The sequence below is a fragment of the Sphingobacterium nematocida genome (assembly GCF_900168125.1).
Lineage (GTDB): Bacteria > Bacteroidota > Bacteroidia > Sphingobacteriales > Sphingobacteriaceae > Sphingobacterium > Sphingobacterium nematocida.
On sequence record NZ_FUZF01000008.1, the window covers coordinates 1 to 18,008 of the forward strand.

An 18,008-nucleotide genomic window follows, 5' to 3' on the forward strand; every position below is an offset into this window, starting at 1 on the left:
TATGAACTGTGTTTAAATCCAAACTTAAATTTAATTTTCTCCAAATAATATTCTGTTAGGAGAGCTGTACTTTATACGGTTCCCCTGATTTTGCTATTGCAAATACCTGTTTGATCAGCTTGTTTACCGCTGCTATTATTGCTACCCGATAAGGTTTTCCTTTACCCCTCAACCTTTCGTAGAGATCTTTACAGGCTTTGTTGCATTTTATGGCAGAAACGGCTGCCATATATAATACTTTTCTTACCTGTCCCATTCCCATTTTACAGATATGACCTTTACCTTTCACACTTGTACCTGATTCATATATCCTGGGCGCCAGTCCGAAATAAGATATGACCTGCTTGTAGTTTTTGAACATCCCGAAGCCATCTGTAGCAATGATCAGCATAGAAACACTTCTGGGACCTATACCGGGTACACTTCTGATATTAGAGGCCATTTCTGCGTAGTGCTGTTTTATCAGGATTTCTATCTGGCGCTCTTTCTCCCCAATCCGTTTATCATGGCTTTCAACCTCCTCCGTTATTTCATCATACAATAGCCTATCTATTGTGCCTGCGGCCTCAAAAGCATGCAATTGACTACCTAACATGTGCCTTCTTTGCTTAAGCCCCTCCAGATAAGTTTCCAGATTGCGGATGCTTTGGATTGCTTCAGTTGGAGGTTCCCAGAGCTTAGGACTGGTCATCTGTACAAACGCTGCTATTACCATCGCATCTTTCTTGTCTGTCTTTGCTCTAGACAATCTCATCTGTGCAAACCGGCGTATAACCAATGGATTAACTACTGAAACACGTGTTCCCGAATCATATAAAAATCTTGCCAGCTGGAAGTAATAAGGACCTGTCGCTTCCATCGCAACATGGCTCCCTTGGGTATGCCGAAGCATATCCGTAAAACCTTTACTATTGTTAGCAAACCTGCCCTTGAAAGCTACTTTGCCTTCTTTTAAAACTGCAATGTCAAAATAATCTTTTGAACAATCGATTCCTGTTACCATATTTGTACTAATCGTAAAAAAAGGATTTCAGCAGTTCTTATTATGACTTATCAATCGTAAAAACAGGCTCCTAAGGCCTAATGAACTGTCCAAGTTCGTAATAAGAATGAGAGAAGGGGACTAACATACCGAAGAGTCTTATATGACTAATGACGAACTAAAGTCTTATTCCTTCTCTCTGCTGGATCTTAACCTAAATACAAAACTATATTCTGTATCTGATAATCCTGCTGTTGCTTTACAAACTTACGATGACGACACAGTTTTCAAGTCTTTCATCGATAAGGTATGACGCCCGCCGAAGGCAGTTGCGTAGCAAACCAATCTGTATTAAAAACGAATGTTTACGCCTAGCATAAAATTAGTTGTTGCTTGCGGATAGTAGAAGTTATAGTAATCCCGTTCGGCTCTGTTCTCAAATTTCTGTCCCCAAGTGTAACCGTTTGTTGTGTACTTGGTGTTGAAAATATTGTTAATCATGAGATTGCAGCCGATTTCTTTAAGTCCTAATGCCGAGAATGTGTAGTTTGCCAAGAAATTGTTTACAAAAGAAGGGTCAATGGATCTTTCTTCTGCTGAAGTATTGTCTAGGTATAGACGTGATACGTATTTAGACAATAAGCTGAAAGAAAGTCTTTCCACTGGAGTGTATGTGAAATTATTGGAAAGAATTGTTGACGCAGATTTCGCAATTTTTGTGTTTCCTAAATTACGTGAGTCTTCTCTTAGGTAAGTCCAGTCCGTGTCATTATCATACACCTGATAATATTCGACAAAGTCATATATTTTATTGTCGCTCAGCGCAGCTGTTGCTGACCAAGTGAAGGTGCTACTAATCCTCCATGAAGCGTCAAGCTCTAGTCCGATACGATGACTTTTAGGAATGTTCATACGCAACTCAGCTCCTGTATTATTCAATGTTCCGGTTGGGATCAGCTGATCTTTGTACAGCATTGCATACGCATTAGTCCCAATATTAAACCCTTCATTACGGAAGCGATAGCCTAGTTCGATATCTTGCATGCGTTCCGGTTTCGGGAACTCGTTTCTTGGATTTTCTACATAATCTTTACGTACAGGTTCCTTGCTTGCATAAGCGTAAGATGCGTATATGTTTGAGTTCCCGTTAAGGAAATAGGTTGCACCTACTTTAGGGTTTACAAAGTTTAATTTGTCGCTGAAATCCAGGTTTTTGATTTTGTCGTCATCGCCTTTTACCGTATAATTTACGTTGCGGTACTGTACATCAAAGTTGAAAAGCCATTTGTCTAGTTTGTAGTCGGCTTTAGCATACATATTAAAGTCGTTCTTTTGCGCATCATTCAGGTAGTATTTGCTACCAGGATTAGGATTTGCATTGAATTCATCCCAAATGACCTTACCGTAATGATCGCCTTTGTATTGATTGTATCCTCCTCCAAAAATGAAGTTCCATTTGCTGGATGCTCTATAATCAAAGGAGTAAATGAGCCCGTAGAAATGGTTGTCCAGCCAGCGCTGACGGATAAGGTCTGATTTCTTGATAGTTTCCTGTCCGACTGTTACATCGGGTATCCCGTAGTTTACGAGTTTATCTTTTATGCGGTATTCTTGGTAGTAGCCTGCACCACGGGTGTAATGTAAGGCGGAGTTGAATTTCAGCTTTTCACTAATGATGTTGGTATACTGTAGATGACTATGCGTCTGCTTATAGTTGTCTGTTTGATTATCGTAAGTGTAGTAGTTGTATTTTCTATCAGCATTTAGTAGACGGTCGTATTCGGGACCATCATATAATCCCAAGGCCTCGTTTGCATACTTGATAAGAAGGGCTTTGTCGCCAGTCAGGAGTGGTTCGGGGGTCCCGTACCATGCCTGATAGGTCTTTTCTTTTCCAGTGAAGACGGTTGCCTTTAAGGTGTGTTTGTTCGTGTATAGCCCAGCGTCCACATATAGTGATCTTAAATTTGAGGATGCGCGATCAATGTATCCATCGGATACGATTCGTGATAAGCGGGTGTTAATAGCGAACTTGTTGCCGATAAGCCCCGTTCCGCCTTTAACGGTGTTTTTCCACGAATTGTACGATCCAAAGGAGTTATTTAATTCGGCGTATGGTTTTTCTTCCAGTGCATCGGTCTGGATGTTTAATGAAGCACCGAAGGCACCTGGACCATTTGTGGAGGTACCTACACCACGTTGTATCTGTATACTTTCGGTACTGGAGGCAAAGTCAGGCAAGTTGACAAAAAATGATCCCATACTTTCGGCATCATTTAGTGGAATGCCGTTTAAAGTGACATTAATACGTTGGCTGTCTGAACCTCGGATCGTCATATTGGTATAACCAATCCCTGCGCCAGCATCTGATCCAATGACTACACCAGGTGTTTGATCTAGTAGGTAAGGAATGTCCTGCCCTAGATTTTTCTTCTTGATATCTTCTTTTGTTAGATTTTTGAACGTTGTCGCCGAATTTTCCTTGGCACGGGTAGCATAGACAAAGGCTTCGTCGGCTTGTATAACAGCGGTTTGAAGTGTGATATTGATGCTTCGTTGTCCAGCGGTTACTGGGCCAGTAAAAGATCTGTATCCCAAATAATGGACTTTGATTGTTCGATTGCCCTTCGTTCCTGCCGTGAATATAGCTATTCCGGATTTGTCGGTTTGTTGGGTTGTGTTGCCCATCGTTACAGTTGCGCCCTGTAACAATTGAGCTTGACTGTTTGTCACTGTTACGGTAACATTTTCCTGTGCTATCACAACCATAATGGTAAGTATTCCTGCCAGACCAGTAGCAATAAGATGCTTAATCATAAATGTAAAATAATTTGAGTTAAACCAAACTATTGCAAGGGGTTACAATAGCGATAAATTTAACCGCCCTTTCCCTACGCTGGCATTATCCAGATCAGGTGCTCCCAATTTTACATCGGGACGGGTATAATCTCAGCCTTTCTTTATGTTCTTATGAACAAGGCACCCCTTTTCGATGGCGCAAACATAGAATATTTTTTTTACAAAACAAAAGTTCATCTTCTTTGTGTAAAATAAATTACTTAATTTGTCATGAGTATTGGTTTAAAGCAATATTTTGTATTAAATTTACATTTTCTAATAGGGCGACTCTTTTGCCCATAGAAAATACACACACACTAACTATTGGTATATAAATGGTTCATTATTATTCAGCTGATTATGTGATGCCAGTCACGTCCAGCCCTATCAAAAATGGGGTGATTGCAATGGACGAAAATGGTACGGTTTTGGGAATATATGATAATGATTCGGTGCCGAATAATGTAGAAATAGAGCGCTTGAAGGGCGTTTTGATTCCTGGTTTTATTAACGCACATTGTCATTTGGAGTTGTCTCATCTGTCAGGCAAAATTTCTCAAGAGCAGGGTTTGGTTAAATTTATCACCGAGGTGATGTCAAATCGAGGTGCAGACGATGATGTTGTCCGTGAAGCGATGGTAGTTGCAGATCGGGCGATGTATGATAGTGGTATACAAGCTGTCGGTGATCATGTAAACTCGGCTATTTCGGCTCCTATTAAAGAAGAGAGCAAGATTGCTTACCATACTTTTGTTGAAATATTGGGGTTGAATGATGAAGAGGCCAATCGTAAGATTGATGAGGCTAGGGAGATTGAATTTCATTTTGATTCTGCTCATGCCTCGATAACACTACACGCACCTTATTCCTGTTCAAAGGCACTTTTCAAAGCTTTTAAAAAGTCTGTTTCCGATGATAATATCATTTCAATCCACAACCAGGAGAGCGAAGAGGAAAATAAGCTTTTCCGTTATAAGACAGGAGAATTTTTAGATTTCTATAAACAAATCGGTTTTTCTGCGGATGACTTTAAGGCGCAGGCGAGAAATTCTGTACAGACATATATGTCTTATCTTCCGACTGGTAATAAAATTATTCTCGTACATAATACTTTCACCTCGTTAAAGGATTTGGATTTTATCCGTAGAATGGGAAGGGATGTTGTGATGTGTATCTGTCCAAAGGCTAATCTATATATTGAAGGTACACTTCCTAAAGTGAGTATTCTTGAACAAAATGGATGTGAGATTGCGATAGGTACGGATAGTTTGGCATCTAATGATACCTTAAATATATTGGACGAACTCAAAACGCTGCACAAACATTTTCCTGAACTGGATTTTGTAAAAACGGTACAATGGGCGACTATCAATGGAGCAAAGGCATTGGCTTTGGAAGAGAGTTTGGGCTCACTAGAGGTGGGCAAGACTCCAGGTTTATTGCTTGTTAAGAATATGAATCACTTCAAAATGACAGACAAAGTTCAAATAGAGCGTATTGCTTAAATAAAATTATTACTTTTGTAATCACGAAGCATCGGCGTATATTTCACCTGAATAAGGCAGGAGAATACGCCGATGTTCCGTATATGACTATATATTACAGATGAAACATTGGGATATTACCGTTAAAGGAAAAGTTCAAGGCGTTTATTTTAGGCTTACAACAAAAGCGGTCGCTGATCAGTTGGGGGTAAAGGGATTCGTTCTAAATGAACCAGATGGTACCGTATATATTGAAGCGGAGGGGGATGATTTCGGTTTAAAGTCACTTGTTGAATATTGTGAAGAAGGTCCCGATAGGGCAGAGGTTGAGTCTGTTGTTTATGAAGAACGGGACGAACTGAAAGGATTTAAGGATTTTCTCGTATTGAAAAAACGAAAGTAAAAAGTTGTGTCTGTAGTCAAACGATTTTTGAGTGATACATTAATCTACGGTCTGTCGACTATAGTAGCAAGATTGCTCAATTTTGTCCTAACCCCATTGTTTGTTAAGAAGTTTGAAACTTCTGTCTATGGGATATTTACCCATATGTATGCTTGGGCAGCTTTTATCAATACATTTTTGGCATTTGGTATGGAGACGACTTACTTTAGGTATCTAAATAAGGTCGAAGCATCTGAAAAACCCAAAGTATTTAATACCACATTTATAATCACCCTGCTGACAACTGCATTGTTCTTGTTAAGTATGTTTACTTTTCTAGCCCCTATTGTTAGATGGTTCGCGGGTAATGGCTTACAGGAGCTGTCTGATTATAGAAGTTATATTTACTTTATGAGCTTGACTTTGGCTGCTGATGCATTAGCTATTGTGCCTTTTGCCAAATTGCGTGCCGAAAATCGACCTATACGATACGGGACGATAAAGCTGATCAATATCTTTGTTTTTGTTGGGTTTAATTTAATTTTTCTTGTCTGTATACCTTGGTTGCTAAGCTATCAACCTGCGTTAGGTGGTTCTTTCTCCTGGTTTAAGGAAGGTTGGGTTGGCTATGTTTTTCTATCTAATCTAATTGCTAGTCTAGTTACTCTCATACTGCTGTTGCCACAGATCAAAGGTTTTAGTTTTAAGTTGGATCAAACCCTATTGCGGTCCATGCTGACTTATAGTTTTCCTATTTTTATAGCTAACGTGTCCTTTATTGTCAATGAGAACCTGGATAAGATCTTGTTACCTAATCTTCTGCCTGGGGAAAAGGGGGAGAGTGATTTAGGGATTTATGGTGCCATAGCTAAGATCGCTGTGTTCCTAAGTATATTTGTTCAAGCTTTTCGTTTGGGGGCAGAGCCATTCTTTTTTTCTTTTGCGAAAAATGAAAACGCAAAGAAAGTGTACGCATTGATCATGGAGTATTTTGTAATCGCGATGATGTTGGTGATGGTTGGTTTGTCGATGAATATAGAATGGCTTAAGTATTTTATAGAAGGAGGAGATGCGGAGCAGTCGGCTAAATATTGGTCTGGTCTCAACTTAATACCTGTAATATTATTTAACTACGTGTTGCTCGGTATTTATATGAATTTGTCGGTATGGTACAAACTGTCAGACCAAACTAGGTATGGCTTATACATATCAGGAATAGGAGCTATTATTACGACCGTGTTGTGTTATTTGCTTATTCCTTCAATGAGTTATATCGGTGCTATCATCGTAACATCGGTTACTTATTTGACTATGGTAGGACTTTCTTATTTTTGGGGACAAAAGAACTATCCTATACCTTACGATCTGAGAAAGATGCTTTTATATATTTTAATAGGATCTGGCTTGGTCGCTATAAATTATCTGTTTTTTGAGCGTAGCTTCTGGACTGGAAATATCCTGTTGGTCTTGTATACTCTTTTAATCTTTTGGCAGGAAAAAGCGTTTATTCAGCGGGTGTTAAAGTCTTTGGTGAAGTAACATTACACTACCTCTATTACAAATTTGTCTTTAATCTCTTCGAGTACATCTTGGATATCGTCATAAGAAGATAAACCTACTAGCTTCATCCGGTATTCTTTGAAATCAGGTATTCCTTTGAAGTAATTGGCATAGTGCCTGCGCATTTCGAATATACCGAGTTTATCACCTTTCCATTCAATCGATTTGGTGAGGTGGGTGTGGCATACATCCACACGTTCGGCTATGGTTGGCCCCTCTAACCTTTCTCCGGTCTGAAAGAAATGTTTGATCTCTCTAAAGATCCAAGGATAACCGATGGAGGCTCGGCCGATCATAATGCCATCTACTTCATATTCCTGCCTCCAAGCAGCTGCTTTTTCGACAGAATCGACATCACCATTCCCGAATATTGGAATCTTTATCCGCGGATTACGCTTGATATCTCGTATCATGGACCAGTCAGCCTGTCCTTTGTATAATTGCGCGCGTGTACGACCATGTATGGCTAGCGCCTGGATACCTACATCCTGTAGGCGCTCGGCAACTTCATAAACATTTTTGGTGGTATCATCCCATCCTAATCTTGTTTTTACGGTGACAGGAAGGTGTGTCGCTTCTACAACAGCTTTGGTCATGGCTACCATTTTATCTATGTCTTGCAACAAGGAAGACCCTGCTCCTTTACAGACAACTTTCTTGACAGGACAGCCGTAATTGATGTCTATCAGATTGGGATTCGCTTTGGTGCATATTTCTGCTGATTGACGCATAGACTCGATGTCTCCTCCAAAAATTTGGATACCGATAGGTCGTTCGTATTCGAAGATATCCAATTTTTGAACAGACTTCGCTGCATCGCGGATCAATCCTTCGGAAGAGATAAATTCGGTATACATCATATCTACTCCATTCTGCTTACAAACGTAACGAAATGGAGGGTCGCTGACATCCTCCATAGGAGCAAGCAATAATGGGAATTCACCTAGATCAATGTTGTTACCGATTTTTACAGACATGGTACAAAGGTAAGGAAAAGTTAGAAAGTTAGAAAAAGTTAGACTTCAGCTAACTCTCTTAACCCGCTAATTGTTTAACAAAATCTTGCATTGCTTCTCCTGGAGCCATAGTCTTCATGAAATTCTCACCGATCAAGAAGGACTGAAATCCTCGTTTTCGTAAATCCATGATGGTGCTTGGATCGGATATTCCACTTTCTGAGACCTTGATAAACTGATCAGGTATTTTGTTGACAAGGTCATAGGAATGATCCAATGAAACGGTAAAGTTCTTTAAATTCCGGTTATTTACACCGATGGCATCGATACTATCGAATATATTGTGCTGGAGTTCTTCTTCATTATGCACCTCCAGTAGGACATTAAGACCCAATGATTTTGCATAGTTGGATAAGGATTGAACTTCTTCCGGAGTAAGACATGCCGCAATAAGGAGAATGATGTCTGCTCCATATGCTTTTGCTTCTGCTATTTGATAGCTATCAACGATAAATTCTTTGCGAAGCAGAGGGATCTGTAATACCTCTCTGGCATTGCTAAGATCGGCGAGGCTACCTTGAAAGAAGTCTCTGTCTGTCAGTACAGAGATGGCAGAAGCCCCAGCAATTTGGTACCCCTCAACAACTTCCTGTACGGTAGAACTATTATTAATGATCCCTTTGGAAGGTGATGCACGCTTGTATTCGGCAATGATACCTGTCCGTAATGGATTTTCTATGGATTCTTTTAAGGAATAGCAGGGCCTTGAAAATAAGGGGAACTGCTCTAGCTGTTGCAAAGATGTTTTGCTCTTAGCTTCAGCAACTTCTATCTTTTTTCTTTCGATGATTTTATCTAGTATGGTCATTTTTTTAGTCGTAAGTGATGAAGGCTATGAAAGTGACAATGTTATGAAAGTGATAATGTTATGGAGGTTATGAAGGTTTAACTATAGACTTCATAACTACATCATCTACATCACCTCTGTCACTTTTTATTTAAGCCAATTCTCTATTAATTTCTTTCCATTATCGGTCAATATTGATTCCGGATGGAATTGCATTCCGCGGACATCGTATTGCTTATGGGCTAGTGCCATGATGGTTCCATTTTCATCAACAGCAGTTATTTTTAGACAGTCCGGTAAGCTTTTCTCATCAACAGCCCAAGAGTGGTATCGTCCTATTTTCGATTCTTTGGGGAAGTCTTGAAAAAGCTTTTCGTCTTTGTCTGTGATAATGATGGATGAGGCTACACCGTGCAATGGTTTTGGCATATTAAAAAGTTTGCCGCCAAATACCTCAGCAATTGCCTGTTGGCCTAGACATATACCTAAGATACGCTTGTTTGGTGCGTAGGTTCTGATCACCTCCATCAGTAGTCCGGCTTCTTCAGGTATACCTGGGCCCGGAGATAACAATATGTTTTCAAATTGATCGACATAGTCTAGGTCGAATTTGTCGTTACGTACGACTTCGTAGTCTACTCCCAATTCTTGTAACAAATGGACGAGGTTGTACGTGAAAGAATCATAGTTGTCTATGACTAAAATTTTATCTTTGTTCATCTTGTAACAATTGACTGGTTTCCACTAGTTGCTGTATTTCTTTATTCGCTGCTATCAAATCTACGAACTCTGTGTCGTTCGTATTCCCTATCTTTTGTTTTTTTGCCATATACTGTTTGCGTAAATGGAGTAATTCCAAAATTCTGGTGTCAATAGTTTCGATGCTTGCTGTGAGGTGCGTCGTGTTCTCACAGTATTCAAGAGGACGTATCATAGGGTTTGTGCTATTTCAAGGGCTCTGCGCAGTGCAGCAATTTTGTTATTTACTTCTTGTAGTTCTTTTTCTGGGTCAGAATCCAATACGATACCTGCTCCAGCTTGGTAGTGTAGCATGTTTTCTTTGCTCAGGAAGGAACGTATGATAATGGCATGGTTAAAATCTCCGTTGAAGCCCATAAAGCCTATAGCCCCAGCATAGAAAGAACGCTGCATTCCTTCATAACGATCTATTAATGTGATGGCCATATGTTTCGGAGCTCCCGATAATGTACCAGCGGGATAGGTGTCGCCTACTACGTCAAACGGATTGGCAGTAGGTTTTAGTTTTCCTGATACTTTGGAGACTAAATGGATGATATGGGAATAGTACTGTGCTTCTTTGTATGATTTGACTTGAACGTCTGTACAGTGACGGCTAAGGTCATTGCGAGCCAAGTCGACGAGCATGACGTGTTCTGCGGATTCCTTGGGATCATTTTTTAGTTCTTCCGCAATTTTTTCATCTTGTTCCATGTCCCCAGTACGCTTGAAGGTTCCGGCGATGGGGTATATGGTTGCTTCTCCCTTTTTGATGGTGAGCTGCGCTTCCGGAGAAGAACCAAAAAGCTTGAAGTCTCCGTAATCAAAGTAGAATAGGTAAGGGGAAGGGTTGACTGAACGTAAGGCTCGGTATACATTGAATTCGTCACCGGCAAACGGCGTTGAAAACCCTCGTGATGGTACGATTTGGAATACGTCACCTCTACGGATATGAACTTTCATTTTTTCGACGAGAGCTTTGAAGGCGTCATCGGTCATATTTGACTTTTCTTCTCCTTTTGTACGGAATGAGTATTCCGGAAAATTTTTATTTTGAATCAAATACTCGATACGTTCCAGTTCGCTCTCTTCCTCGTCCAGTAGGTGCTCGAAGATATAAAGCTGGTTGCGAAAATGGTCGATAGCAATGACATATTTGTAAACATGGTATTGTAGAAAGGGTATTTTTCGGCTGCTTTCTAAGTTGGCTGTAAGGATTATATCCTCAAAATGAGCTACAGCATCAAAGGTGAAATAACCGAATAATCCATTGGAAATAACGTTTGTGTCGGCTAGGTATTCCTCCTGAAAAGATTGTCTAAAAGCAGATACTTCGGTTCTTAGGTTAATGGAGGAAGCAGCTTTGACCACTTTCTCCTGGTTGGGATAACTAATCGTCAAGTTATTCTCATTCAATACTAATCCGGCAATCGGTTGACAGCAGATATAGCTGATATTGTTGTCTCGGCTGTGATACTCCGAACTTTCGAGTAGAATACTGTTCGGAAAGGTATCCCGCATACGAAGATAGATACTTACTGGCGTCGTGGTGTCAGCGAGTATTTTTTTGTGGTTTGTTTTGAATGCGTATGTCATATGTGTATAATCTGTTTATTATCTGTCATATGGAATACTCATGGGTGTTTGTGCTTCGCTAAACATGAGTATTTCATATCTGTACGTATATGTTTAATTGTTGCTAGCGTCCTTAGTTTACTTTTTCAATTTTACAGCATCTGTTTTTCCGAAGGTTCTGTTCTTGCCTCTATAAATTTTATTAAACCAAAAAAGCCCGACGAAATACGTCGGGCTTTTGATTTATGGTTTTGGTTGATTAAAAAATCCTTATTCTGAAAACCAATAGAGGTGCCTCCCGACGCTATTTGCTCCGGGCCACCACCAAAATTGATATGTACTTTGTGTCATCATTACACCACAAATTTAGAATAATTTTTAAATAATCAAACTCTTTTTGTTAAAAAAATAAAACTTTCATGATTTTATTGAATTATCAATAGAATTATGGAAGTTCTTGATCGTCTTTACGAATAAACTCTTTCAGAAAAAAAAAGTTACAAAGGCTTACTTAATTAGCAACTACTACTCTTCGTTCAATAAATCAGGTCTTCTTTCCTGTGTGCGCTGGAGCTGCTGTTCATCCCTCCAAGCGTTGATTTTGGCCTCGTTGCCACTTAATAGAATATCGGGTACCTTATGCCCCCGCCATTCCGCTGGTCTTGTATATATAGGAGCATCGAGCAAGCCATCTTGAAAGGAGTCGGACAGAGCCGATGTTTCGTCGGATAGAACACCAGGTATCAGTCGTACTATAGCATCAACCAGGATCGCTGCCGGAAGTTCACCTCCCGAAAGTACATAATCGCCGATCGATATTTCACGTGTCACGAATATGTCGCGTATACGCTGATCTATTCCCTTATAGTGACCACATAACACGATGATATTGCCTTTGGTCGAGAGATCGTTGGCAATAGCTTGGTTGAGCGTAGTGCCGTCTGGGGTCATATATATGATTTCATCATAGTCTCTTTCGCTCTGGAGTTTTTCAATACACCTAGCGAATGGTTCAATTTGCATGACCATACCGGAGCCTCCCCCATAGGGATAATCGTCGACAGATTTTTGTTTATGGGTACTGTAGTCTCTAAGGTTGTGAACGTGAATTTCACTCAATCCTTTTTTTTGTGCGCGCTGTAAGATTGAATGTGCAAATGGACTATCCAGTAGTGAGGGTAATACGGTAATGATGTCAAATCTCATCCTGCAAAAATATGTAAAATGCTTTGTATTCGCGAATGTTTATCAGTAAGGCGGCTAGTCGATATCTACGATTTTGGAACAGGCAATAAGTTGTACTGTTACAATCTTAATGTGAGGACTGTGTGTTTTAACAAATATTTTAAAAGTATTAATAAGATTAAATCTAATTAGATGATTAGTTTGTTTTGAAATTTTATTTTGATTTTTTAAGTGTGTTGAAATAAAATTTGGAGTATTCAAATTTTCTTAAAATATGTTAAATCTACAGCCGCACTTGCATGATTTTCATCAACAGAATATTTTGATTGTGTATATTTTAATGAAAAACGTTTTGACTTAAAAAACTTGCAACGACAACTTGTGTCTGTTATATTTGTCACCCCGATTCTTCTGGATGAAGGCACACTAACTATTTATACTTCTCTTTAATTGTGGAAAGTGATTTTTTGCGCTTTCTAAATATTCGCGTATCGCAGTTTAGTCCGTGCAATTTAACAGTTGTATTATATACTAACGTTTAAGCATTGAAAATTATTTTTTATACACATATACTTTAACATGAAACAAAAATTACTCAGTTTTATTTTTGTGTTTACATTCCTCGTTGGGGTTTCGTTTGCACAAAATCGTCAGGTGAGTGGTAAGGTGACTTCTTCAGTAGATGGTGCTCCGGTTGTGGGGGCGTCCATTTCAGTGGTGGGGACCAGTACTGCTACACAAACTGACAATGCAGGTGTCTTTAAAATCAATGTTTCGGACGGTTCGACTTTGAATGTTTCTTACATCGGTTATCTTGCGCAGCGTATCGCGGTGGGTACGCAAACTACAATTAACATTATTTTGGAATCTGAAGAGAACTCTTTGGAAGAGGTGGTCGTAACCGCTTATGGCACCCAGACTAAAGAGTCAATAGCAGGATCTATATCCACTTTAAAGTCTAAAGATTTGGAGCAGGTTCAGTCTGCTAACGTCGTTCAGTCGTTAGCTGGTAAAGTAGGTGGTGTACAAATCCGCTCTACATCAGGACAGCCAGGAGCTGCTGCTACTGTACGTTTCAGGGGATTAGGATCTATTTCGTCATCAAATGATCCTCTTTATGTAGTAGATGGGGTGCCTTTTAACGGAGATGTAGCTTCTATCTCTTCGCAGGATATCGAAGAAATGTCTTTTTTGAAAGATGCGGCGGCAAATGCACTATATGGTAGTCGTGGAGCTAATGGGGTAATTATTATAACCACAAAGAAAGGGAGGAATAATAATAAGGTTGACATTTCCTTTGAATCACGTGTAGGTGTCAATTCTCGCGCGGTTAAAGATTATGATTTCATCACCGATCCTAAAGAGTATTACGAGTTAAGATGGCAAAGACTTCGTTTAGGTCAACTTTCAGGTGGAGTGTCAGATGTTGACGCTAGATCTACTGCTTCAAATACTCTTTTCAACGATTTGAAATATAACATTTTCAACGTGCCAAACAACGAAATCGTAGATCCGAGTACGGGAAAGATTAATTCAAATGCTGAAGTTATGTATCACGATAATTGGAATGATTATCTGTTTGATAATAGCGTTAGACATGAACATTCTTTAAATTTGAGATATGGTAACGAAAAGGTGTCTGCATATTTATCTGGGGGGTATTTGAAAGATGATGGCTATGTGGTGAACTCCGGTTTTGAACGGACTTCAGCTCGAGCTAATTTGGAGTTTCGTCCATATGATTTCGTGAAATTAGGAGGGAATGTAAATTTTGCGGGGACAAAATCAAGAGACCCTCAATCCGGAAAAGGTTCGAGTACGTATTCAAACTTGTTTTCATGGTCTAGAAATATGGCGCCTATTTATCCAATATTTGCCAGAGGTGTGGATGGTTCAATATTAACCAATGCAAATGGTCGCGAACTTTATGACTGGGGACGTGGAGAAACTATTAATCCGGACGGATCAGAAGCTCGTAGACCTTATATTACTAACATGAATCCTTATGCATCCACATTGTTAGATATTCAAACGAATACCAATTCAAATATTGGACTGAGGACTTATGCGTCTTTTGATTTCTTGAAAAACTTTAATTTCACCTACAATATAGGCTATGACTTTATCGCGAGTAACAGACTTCGTTACGGAAATACCGAAGGAGGGGACGATTCCCAATATGGGGGGCTAATTACGAATGCAATAACTCACGAAAGTACGTTAACTAATCAACAACTATTGACGTATGACAATAAGTTTGGTCAGCACGCATTAAACGTGATGATAGGTCATGAAAGCTCTAACTATATTAATAAAATGATTTCTGGAACTAAAAGCATGATTGTAATTCCAGACGAGTTGTTTTTATCCAATGCGAGTAAATTTAATTCTCTAAATGGTTATAGTGATTTATACAAAGTAGAAGGGTATCTGTCTAAGCTGACTTACAGTTATTCGAATAAGTATTACGTGAATGCTTCATTTAGAAGAGACGGATCTTCTGTTTTTCATCCAGACAGTAGATGGGGTAATTTTTATGGTGTCGGTGGTGCATGGATTGTGTCTAATGAAGATTTCTTAGCTCCTATCGATGTGATTTCAAATCTCAAGTTAAAAGCTAGTTACGGAGAACAGGGGAATGATAATTTATACTACCCATCTTATGTAAGTATGGATCATAGAAGCCATTTTGGGTATGCAAGAAATTTCTATCCTTACATGGATCAGTTTGAGATTACTGCCGATGCTGAAGGAAACCCTTCGATTAAACAGGTTTACACAGGGTCTAAGGATTTGAAATGGGAAGTGTCACGTAATTTCAATACGGGTTTTGAATTAGGAATGTTTCAGAACCGGTTGAATATTGACTTTGAATTCTTTGTTCGAAAAGTTTCTGATATGTTGTATAACTTCCCTCAAGCTCCTTCGTCAGGTATTCCAGCTATTTCCAAAAACATTGGAGATATGAAGAATACAGGTGTTGAGATTGCTATTAACGGGGATGTGGTGCGTTCTGACAACTGGAACTTAAATCTATGGGCAAATGCAACACACTATAAAAATAAAGTCACGAAATTGCCACAACCGTTTGTAGCAACTGGAGGTATTTTTAGATTTGTAGAAGGTGAAAGTGCTTACACTTATTATTTAAGAGAATTTGCTGGTGTCAACCCAGAAACGGGTATGGGATCTTGGTATAAAGGTGAAGCAGACAAAATTACAGGTAAGCCAATTGGAGAGCAAGGTACTACCGAAGTTCATTCGACTGCTACTCAGTATTTGTCCAACAAGACAGCACATCCTGATTTATATGGAGGATTTGGTTTCGATTTGCGTTATAAAAAGCTTTCATTCAATGCGGGATTTGCTTATCAGCTAGGTGGATATGTGTTTGATAATGTGTATCAGAGTCTCTTTAATGAAAGTACTGGTATGGGAAATAGTGGGGCAAACTTTCATAGAGATGTTTACAATACATGGACACCGGAAAACCCAAATGCTGCATTGCCAATTCTTGCAGATGCTGGTTTAAATCAATATAATTCTTCTGACTTATTCTTGATTTCAGCTAATTATTTAAGTCTTGAGAATGTGGGTTTATCATATGACTTATCGAATAAAACTTTTGATAGAGTAGGTGTAAAAAATGCTAGATTGAGCTTATTAGGTAACAATCTATTTATGATATCTAAACGTCAGGGTTTGGATCCGCGGATGATGCAACTAGGAGGTGAACTCAATAATGGTTTAACACTTAACAGTTACTCTTTATTACGCAGTGTTTCTTTAGGTCTATCTATTAATTTCTAGAAAATGAAAAAGACAAAAAATATTATATATATGCTTGCTGCCGGAATCGTTTTTTCATCCTGTAGCAAAGAGTTTTTAACTGTCGATCCGCAATCAACGATAAACTCCGAACAGTTAGGATCTTCACCAGCTGCTACGATGGGATTGTTGAAAGGAGTTTTGGCAACTTTAAGGTCTGCTACTACAACCGGTTATGCACAACATGAAGATTTTGGTCATAAAGGGGTATTATCTGTTATAGATCTTATGGGGAATGATGTTGTGATGGAGAACTTGAGTTTTGGAGGTTTTAATTATAACTATACTGGGCGTGTCTCTACGAATTCCCGGTCCCATTTTCCTTGGTTTACTTATTATACACAAATCAAGAATGTAAATACGATCATAAGTAGCGTTGATCCAAGTACAGGTGACGCCGAATTAAAAGCGATCAGAGGACAAGCTCTCGCATTGAGAGGTTATTTTCATTTCATGCTGGCACGTATTTATGGGCCTACTTACCTTGGTAATGAGACTGGATTGAGTATTCCAATAAATGCAGAAACTTTATCTTCAAAAAGAAATACAGTTTCTGAAGTTTATTTACAGATCGAAAAAGACTTAGTCGATGCGATTGCTGCTTTGGAGGGTTATTCTAGGCCCAATAAGGAGCTGATCGACCAAAGTGTAGCTGAAGCCTTCTTGGCGGATGTTTATTTGGAGATGGGTAAATATAAAGATGCAGCGACTTTTGCAAACTCGGCGAGAAACAGTTATAAACTTTTAGATGAAGCGGGCTGGACAAATGGATTTTATAATATCCAACAAGAAGAGACAATGTGGGGCGCTGACCTCAATGCCGAGCTCACCACATTTGTAGCAAATTTTTATTCACTTTTTGATAATACAAATACGGGATATGCAGAAGGTGGAAATATTTCCATTGACAAGCGTTTGTATAATGCAATGTCGGACTCTGATTATAGAAAGAAGATGTTCGCAGGAGATAAAGGAGCGTCGTTTACTACACCTGATGCAAGTGGGAAATTGGTCACTACAGAGTATGGTCCTTATGTAAGTTTCAAGTTTAGAGACTTGACTACGGACAGAGTGTCTGGTGATTATATTTACCTTCGTTCTGCTTTAATGTATTATGTTGAAGCGGAGGGGTTAGCCCGTTCTGGAAACGAACAAGGAGCTAGGGATGTTCTTTATGACATAACTAAAAATAGGGACGCAAATTATATTAAATCTACCAAAAGTGGAGTAGATCTAATTGATGAAATCATTACTCAAAAGCGAATAGAGTTATGGAGCGAAGGATTTGCTTGGTTTGATTTGAAGCGTTTGGGTAAGGGAGTCGAGCGGAATTATGAGGGAACTAATCATCCTGCATATGGAAGATTAAATATCCCTGTTGGCGATAGTAAATTTTTATTTATGATTCCTCAAGCTGAGGTTGATGCAAACCCAGACGTATTGCCTAATAATCCACAATAACGCTAAGTTTTATTTTCCTATTAGTATCAGTGCCTCTCACTTTACGAGAGGCATTTTTGTTTGTTTTGTTTTCAAAAATACGATGTTCGAAATATGGGTTTTGACATTGGTTGTCTAGTCAAATGATATATGATATTGTTACAAGTTAATTTGTATTCCGTATTTTTTCTTG

Annotated in this window: 13 protein-coding genes; 5 read left to right on the forward strand and 8 right to left on the reverse strand. The window is 39.1% G+C overall.

Features of this window, described 5'->3' with window-relative positions; genetic code table 11:
• Nucleotides 1–55: 55 nt before the first annotated feature.
• Together B5X76_RS10050 and B5X76_RS10055 are read right to left on the reverse strand one after the other, a co-directional pair.
• Nucleotides 56–1,003, reverse strand: a complete 948-nt coding sequence (locus B5X76_RS10050; RefSeq protein ID WP_079642830.1) for an IS110 family RNA-guided transposase — start codon at nucleotides 1,001–1,003, stop codon at nucleotides 56–58.
• A gap of 330 nt (nucleotides 1,004–1,333) precedes the next feature.
• The gene (locus B5X76_RS10055; RefSeq protein ID WP_079642986.1) at nucleotides 1,334–3,799 is read right to left on the reverse strand and encodes a TonB-dependent receptor; all 2,466 of its coding nucleotides are present in this window, start codon (nucleotides 3,797–3,799) and stop codon (nucleotides 1,334–1,336) included.
• Between the two features lie 356 nt (nucleotides 3,800–4,155).
• On the opposite strand from B5X76_RS10055, the gene B5X76_RS10060 reads away from it, so the two are divergent.
• The 3 genes from B5X76_RS10060 (at nucleotide 4,156) to B5X76_RS10070 (ending at nucleotide 7,225) form a co-directional block, all read left to right on the forward strand.
• Nucleotides 4,156–5,325 (forward strand): amidohydrolase family protein, encoded by a 1,170-nt coding sequence (locus tag B5X76_RS10060; protein ID WP_079642987.1) that lies wholly within the window; start codon nucleotides 4,156–4,158, stop codon nucleotides 5,323–5,325.
• Nucleotides 5,326–5,425: 100 nt separating this feature from the next.
• Nucleotides 5,426–5,707, forward strand: a complete 282-nt coding sequence (locus B5X76_RS10065) for an acylphosphatase (protein ID WP_079642988.1) — start codon at nucleotides 5,426–5,428, stop codon at nucleotides 5,705–5,707.
• 6 nt (nucleotides 5,708–5,713) lie between these two features.
• Nucleotides 5,714–7,225 (forward strand): lipopolysaccharide biosynthesis protein, encoded by a 1,512-nt coding sequence (locus B5X76_RS10070; RefSeq protein ID WP_079642989.1) that lies wholly within the window; start codon nucleotides 5,714–5,716, stop codon nucleotides 7,223–7,225.
• Nucleotides 7,226–7,227: 2 nt separating this feature from the next.
• On the opposite strand, the gene dusB is transcribed toward B5X76_RS10070, so the two are convergent.
• From dusB to trmD, 6 genes are all read right to left on the reverse strand, one after another.
• On the reverse strand, nucleotides 7,228–8,223 hold the full coding sequence (gene dusB / locus B5X76_RS10075) for a tRNA dihydrouridine synthase DusB (RefSeq protein WP_079642990.1): 996 nt from the start codon (nucleotides 8,221–8,223) through the stop codon (nucleotides 7,228–7,230).
• Between the two features lie 58 nt (nucleotides 8,224–8,281).
• Nucleotides 8,282–9,070, reverse strand: coding sequence for an indole-3-glycerol phosphate synthase TrpC (gene trpC, locus B5X76_RS10080; protein ID WP_079642991.1), 789 nt, complete (start codon nucleotides 9,068–9,070; stop codon nucleotides 8,282–8,284).
• Nucleotides 9,071–9,196: 126 nt separating this feature from the next.
• Nucleotides 9,197–9,769, reverse strand: a complete 573-nt coding sequence (locus B5X76_RS10085) for an anthranilate synthase component II (RefSeq protein ID WP_079642992.1) — start codon at nucleotides 9,767–9,769, stop codon at nucleotides 9,197–9,199.
• A complete protein-coding gene (locus B5X76_RS22255; RefSeq protein WP_079642993.1) occupies nucleotides 9,756–9,983 on the reverse strand; it encodes a hypothetical protein in 228 nt (75 codons plus the stop codon). The genes B5X76_RS10085 and B5X76_RS22255 overlap by 14 nt, the downstream gene beginning before the upstream one ends.
• Complete coding sequence (locus B5X76_RS10095) at nucleotides 9,980–11,383, reverse strand: anthranilate synthase component I family protein (protein ID WP_079642994.1); 1,404 nt, start codon at nucleotides 11,381–11,383, stop codon at nucleotides 9,980–9,982. The genes B5X76_RS22255 and B5X76_RS10095 overlap by 4 nt, the downstream gene beginning before the upstream one ends.
• Nucleotides 11,384–11,887: 504 nt before the next feature.
• On the reverse strand, nucleotides 11,888–12,568 hold the full coding sequence (gene trmD / locus B5X76_RS10100) for a tRNA (guanosine(37)-N1)-methyltransferase TrmD (RefSeq protein ID WP_079642995.1): 681 nt from the start codon (nucleotides 12,566–12,568) through the stop codon (nucleotides 11,888–11,890).
• 558 nt (nucleotides 12,569–13,126) lie between these two features.
• On the opposite strand from trmD, the gene B5X76_RS10105 reads away from it, so the two are divergent.
• Together B5X76_RS10105 and B5X76_RS10110 are read left to right on the forward strand one after the other, a co-directional pair.
• Entirely contained in the window at nucleotides 13,127–16,357 is a 3,231-nt protein-coding gene (locus B5X76_RS10105; RefSeq protein ID WP_079642996.1) for a SusC/RagA family TonB-linked outer membrane protein, read from the forward strand.
• 3 nt (nucleotides 16,358–16,360) lie between these two features.
• Nucleotides 16,361–17,836, forward strand: a complete 1,476-nt coding sequence (locus B5X76_RS10110) for a RagB/SusD family nutrient uptake outer membrane protein (RefSeq protein WP_079642997.1) — start codon at nucleotides 16,361–16,363, stop codon at nucleotides 17,834–17,836.
• Nucleotides 17,837–18,008 lie beyond the last annotated feature (172 nt).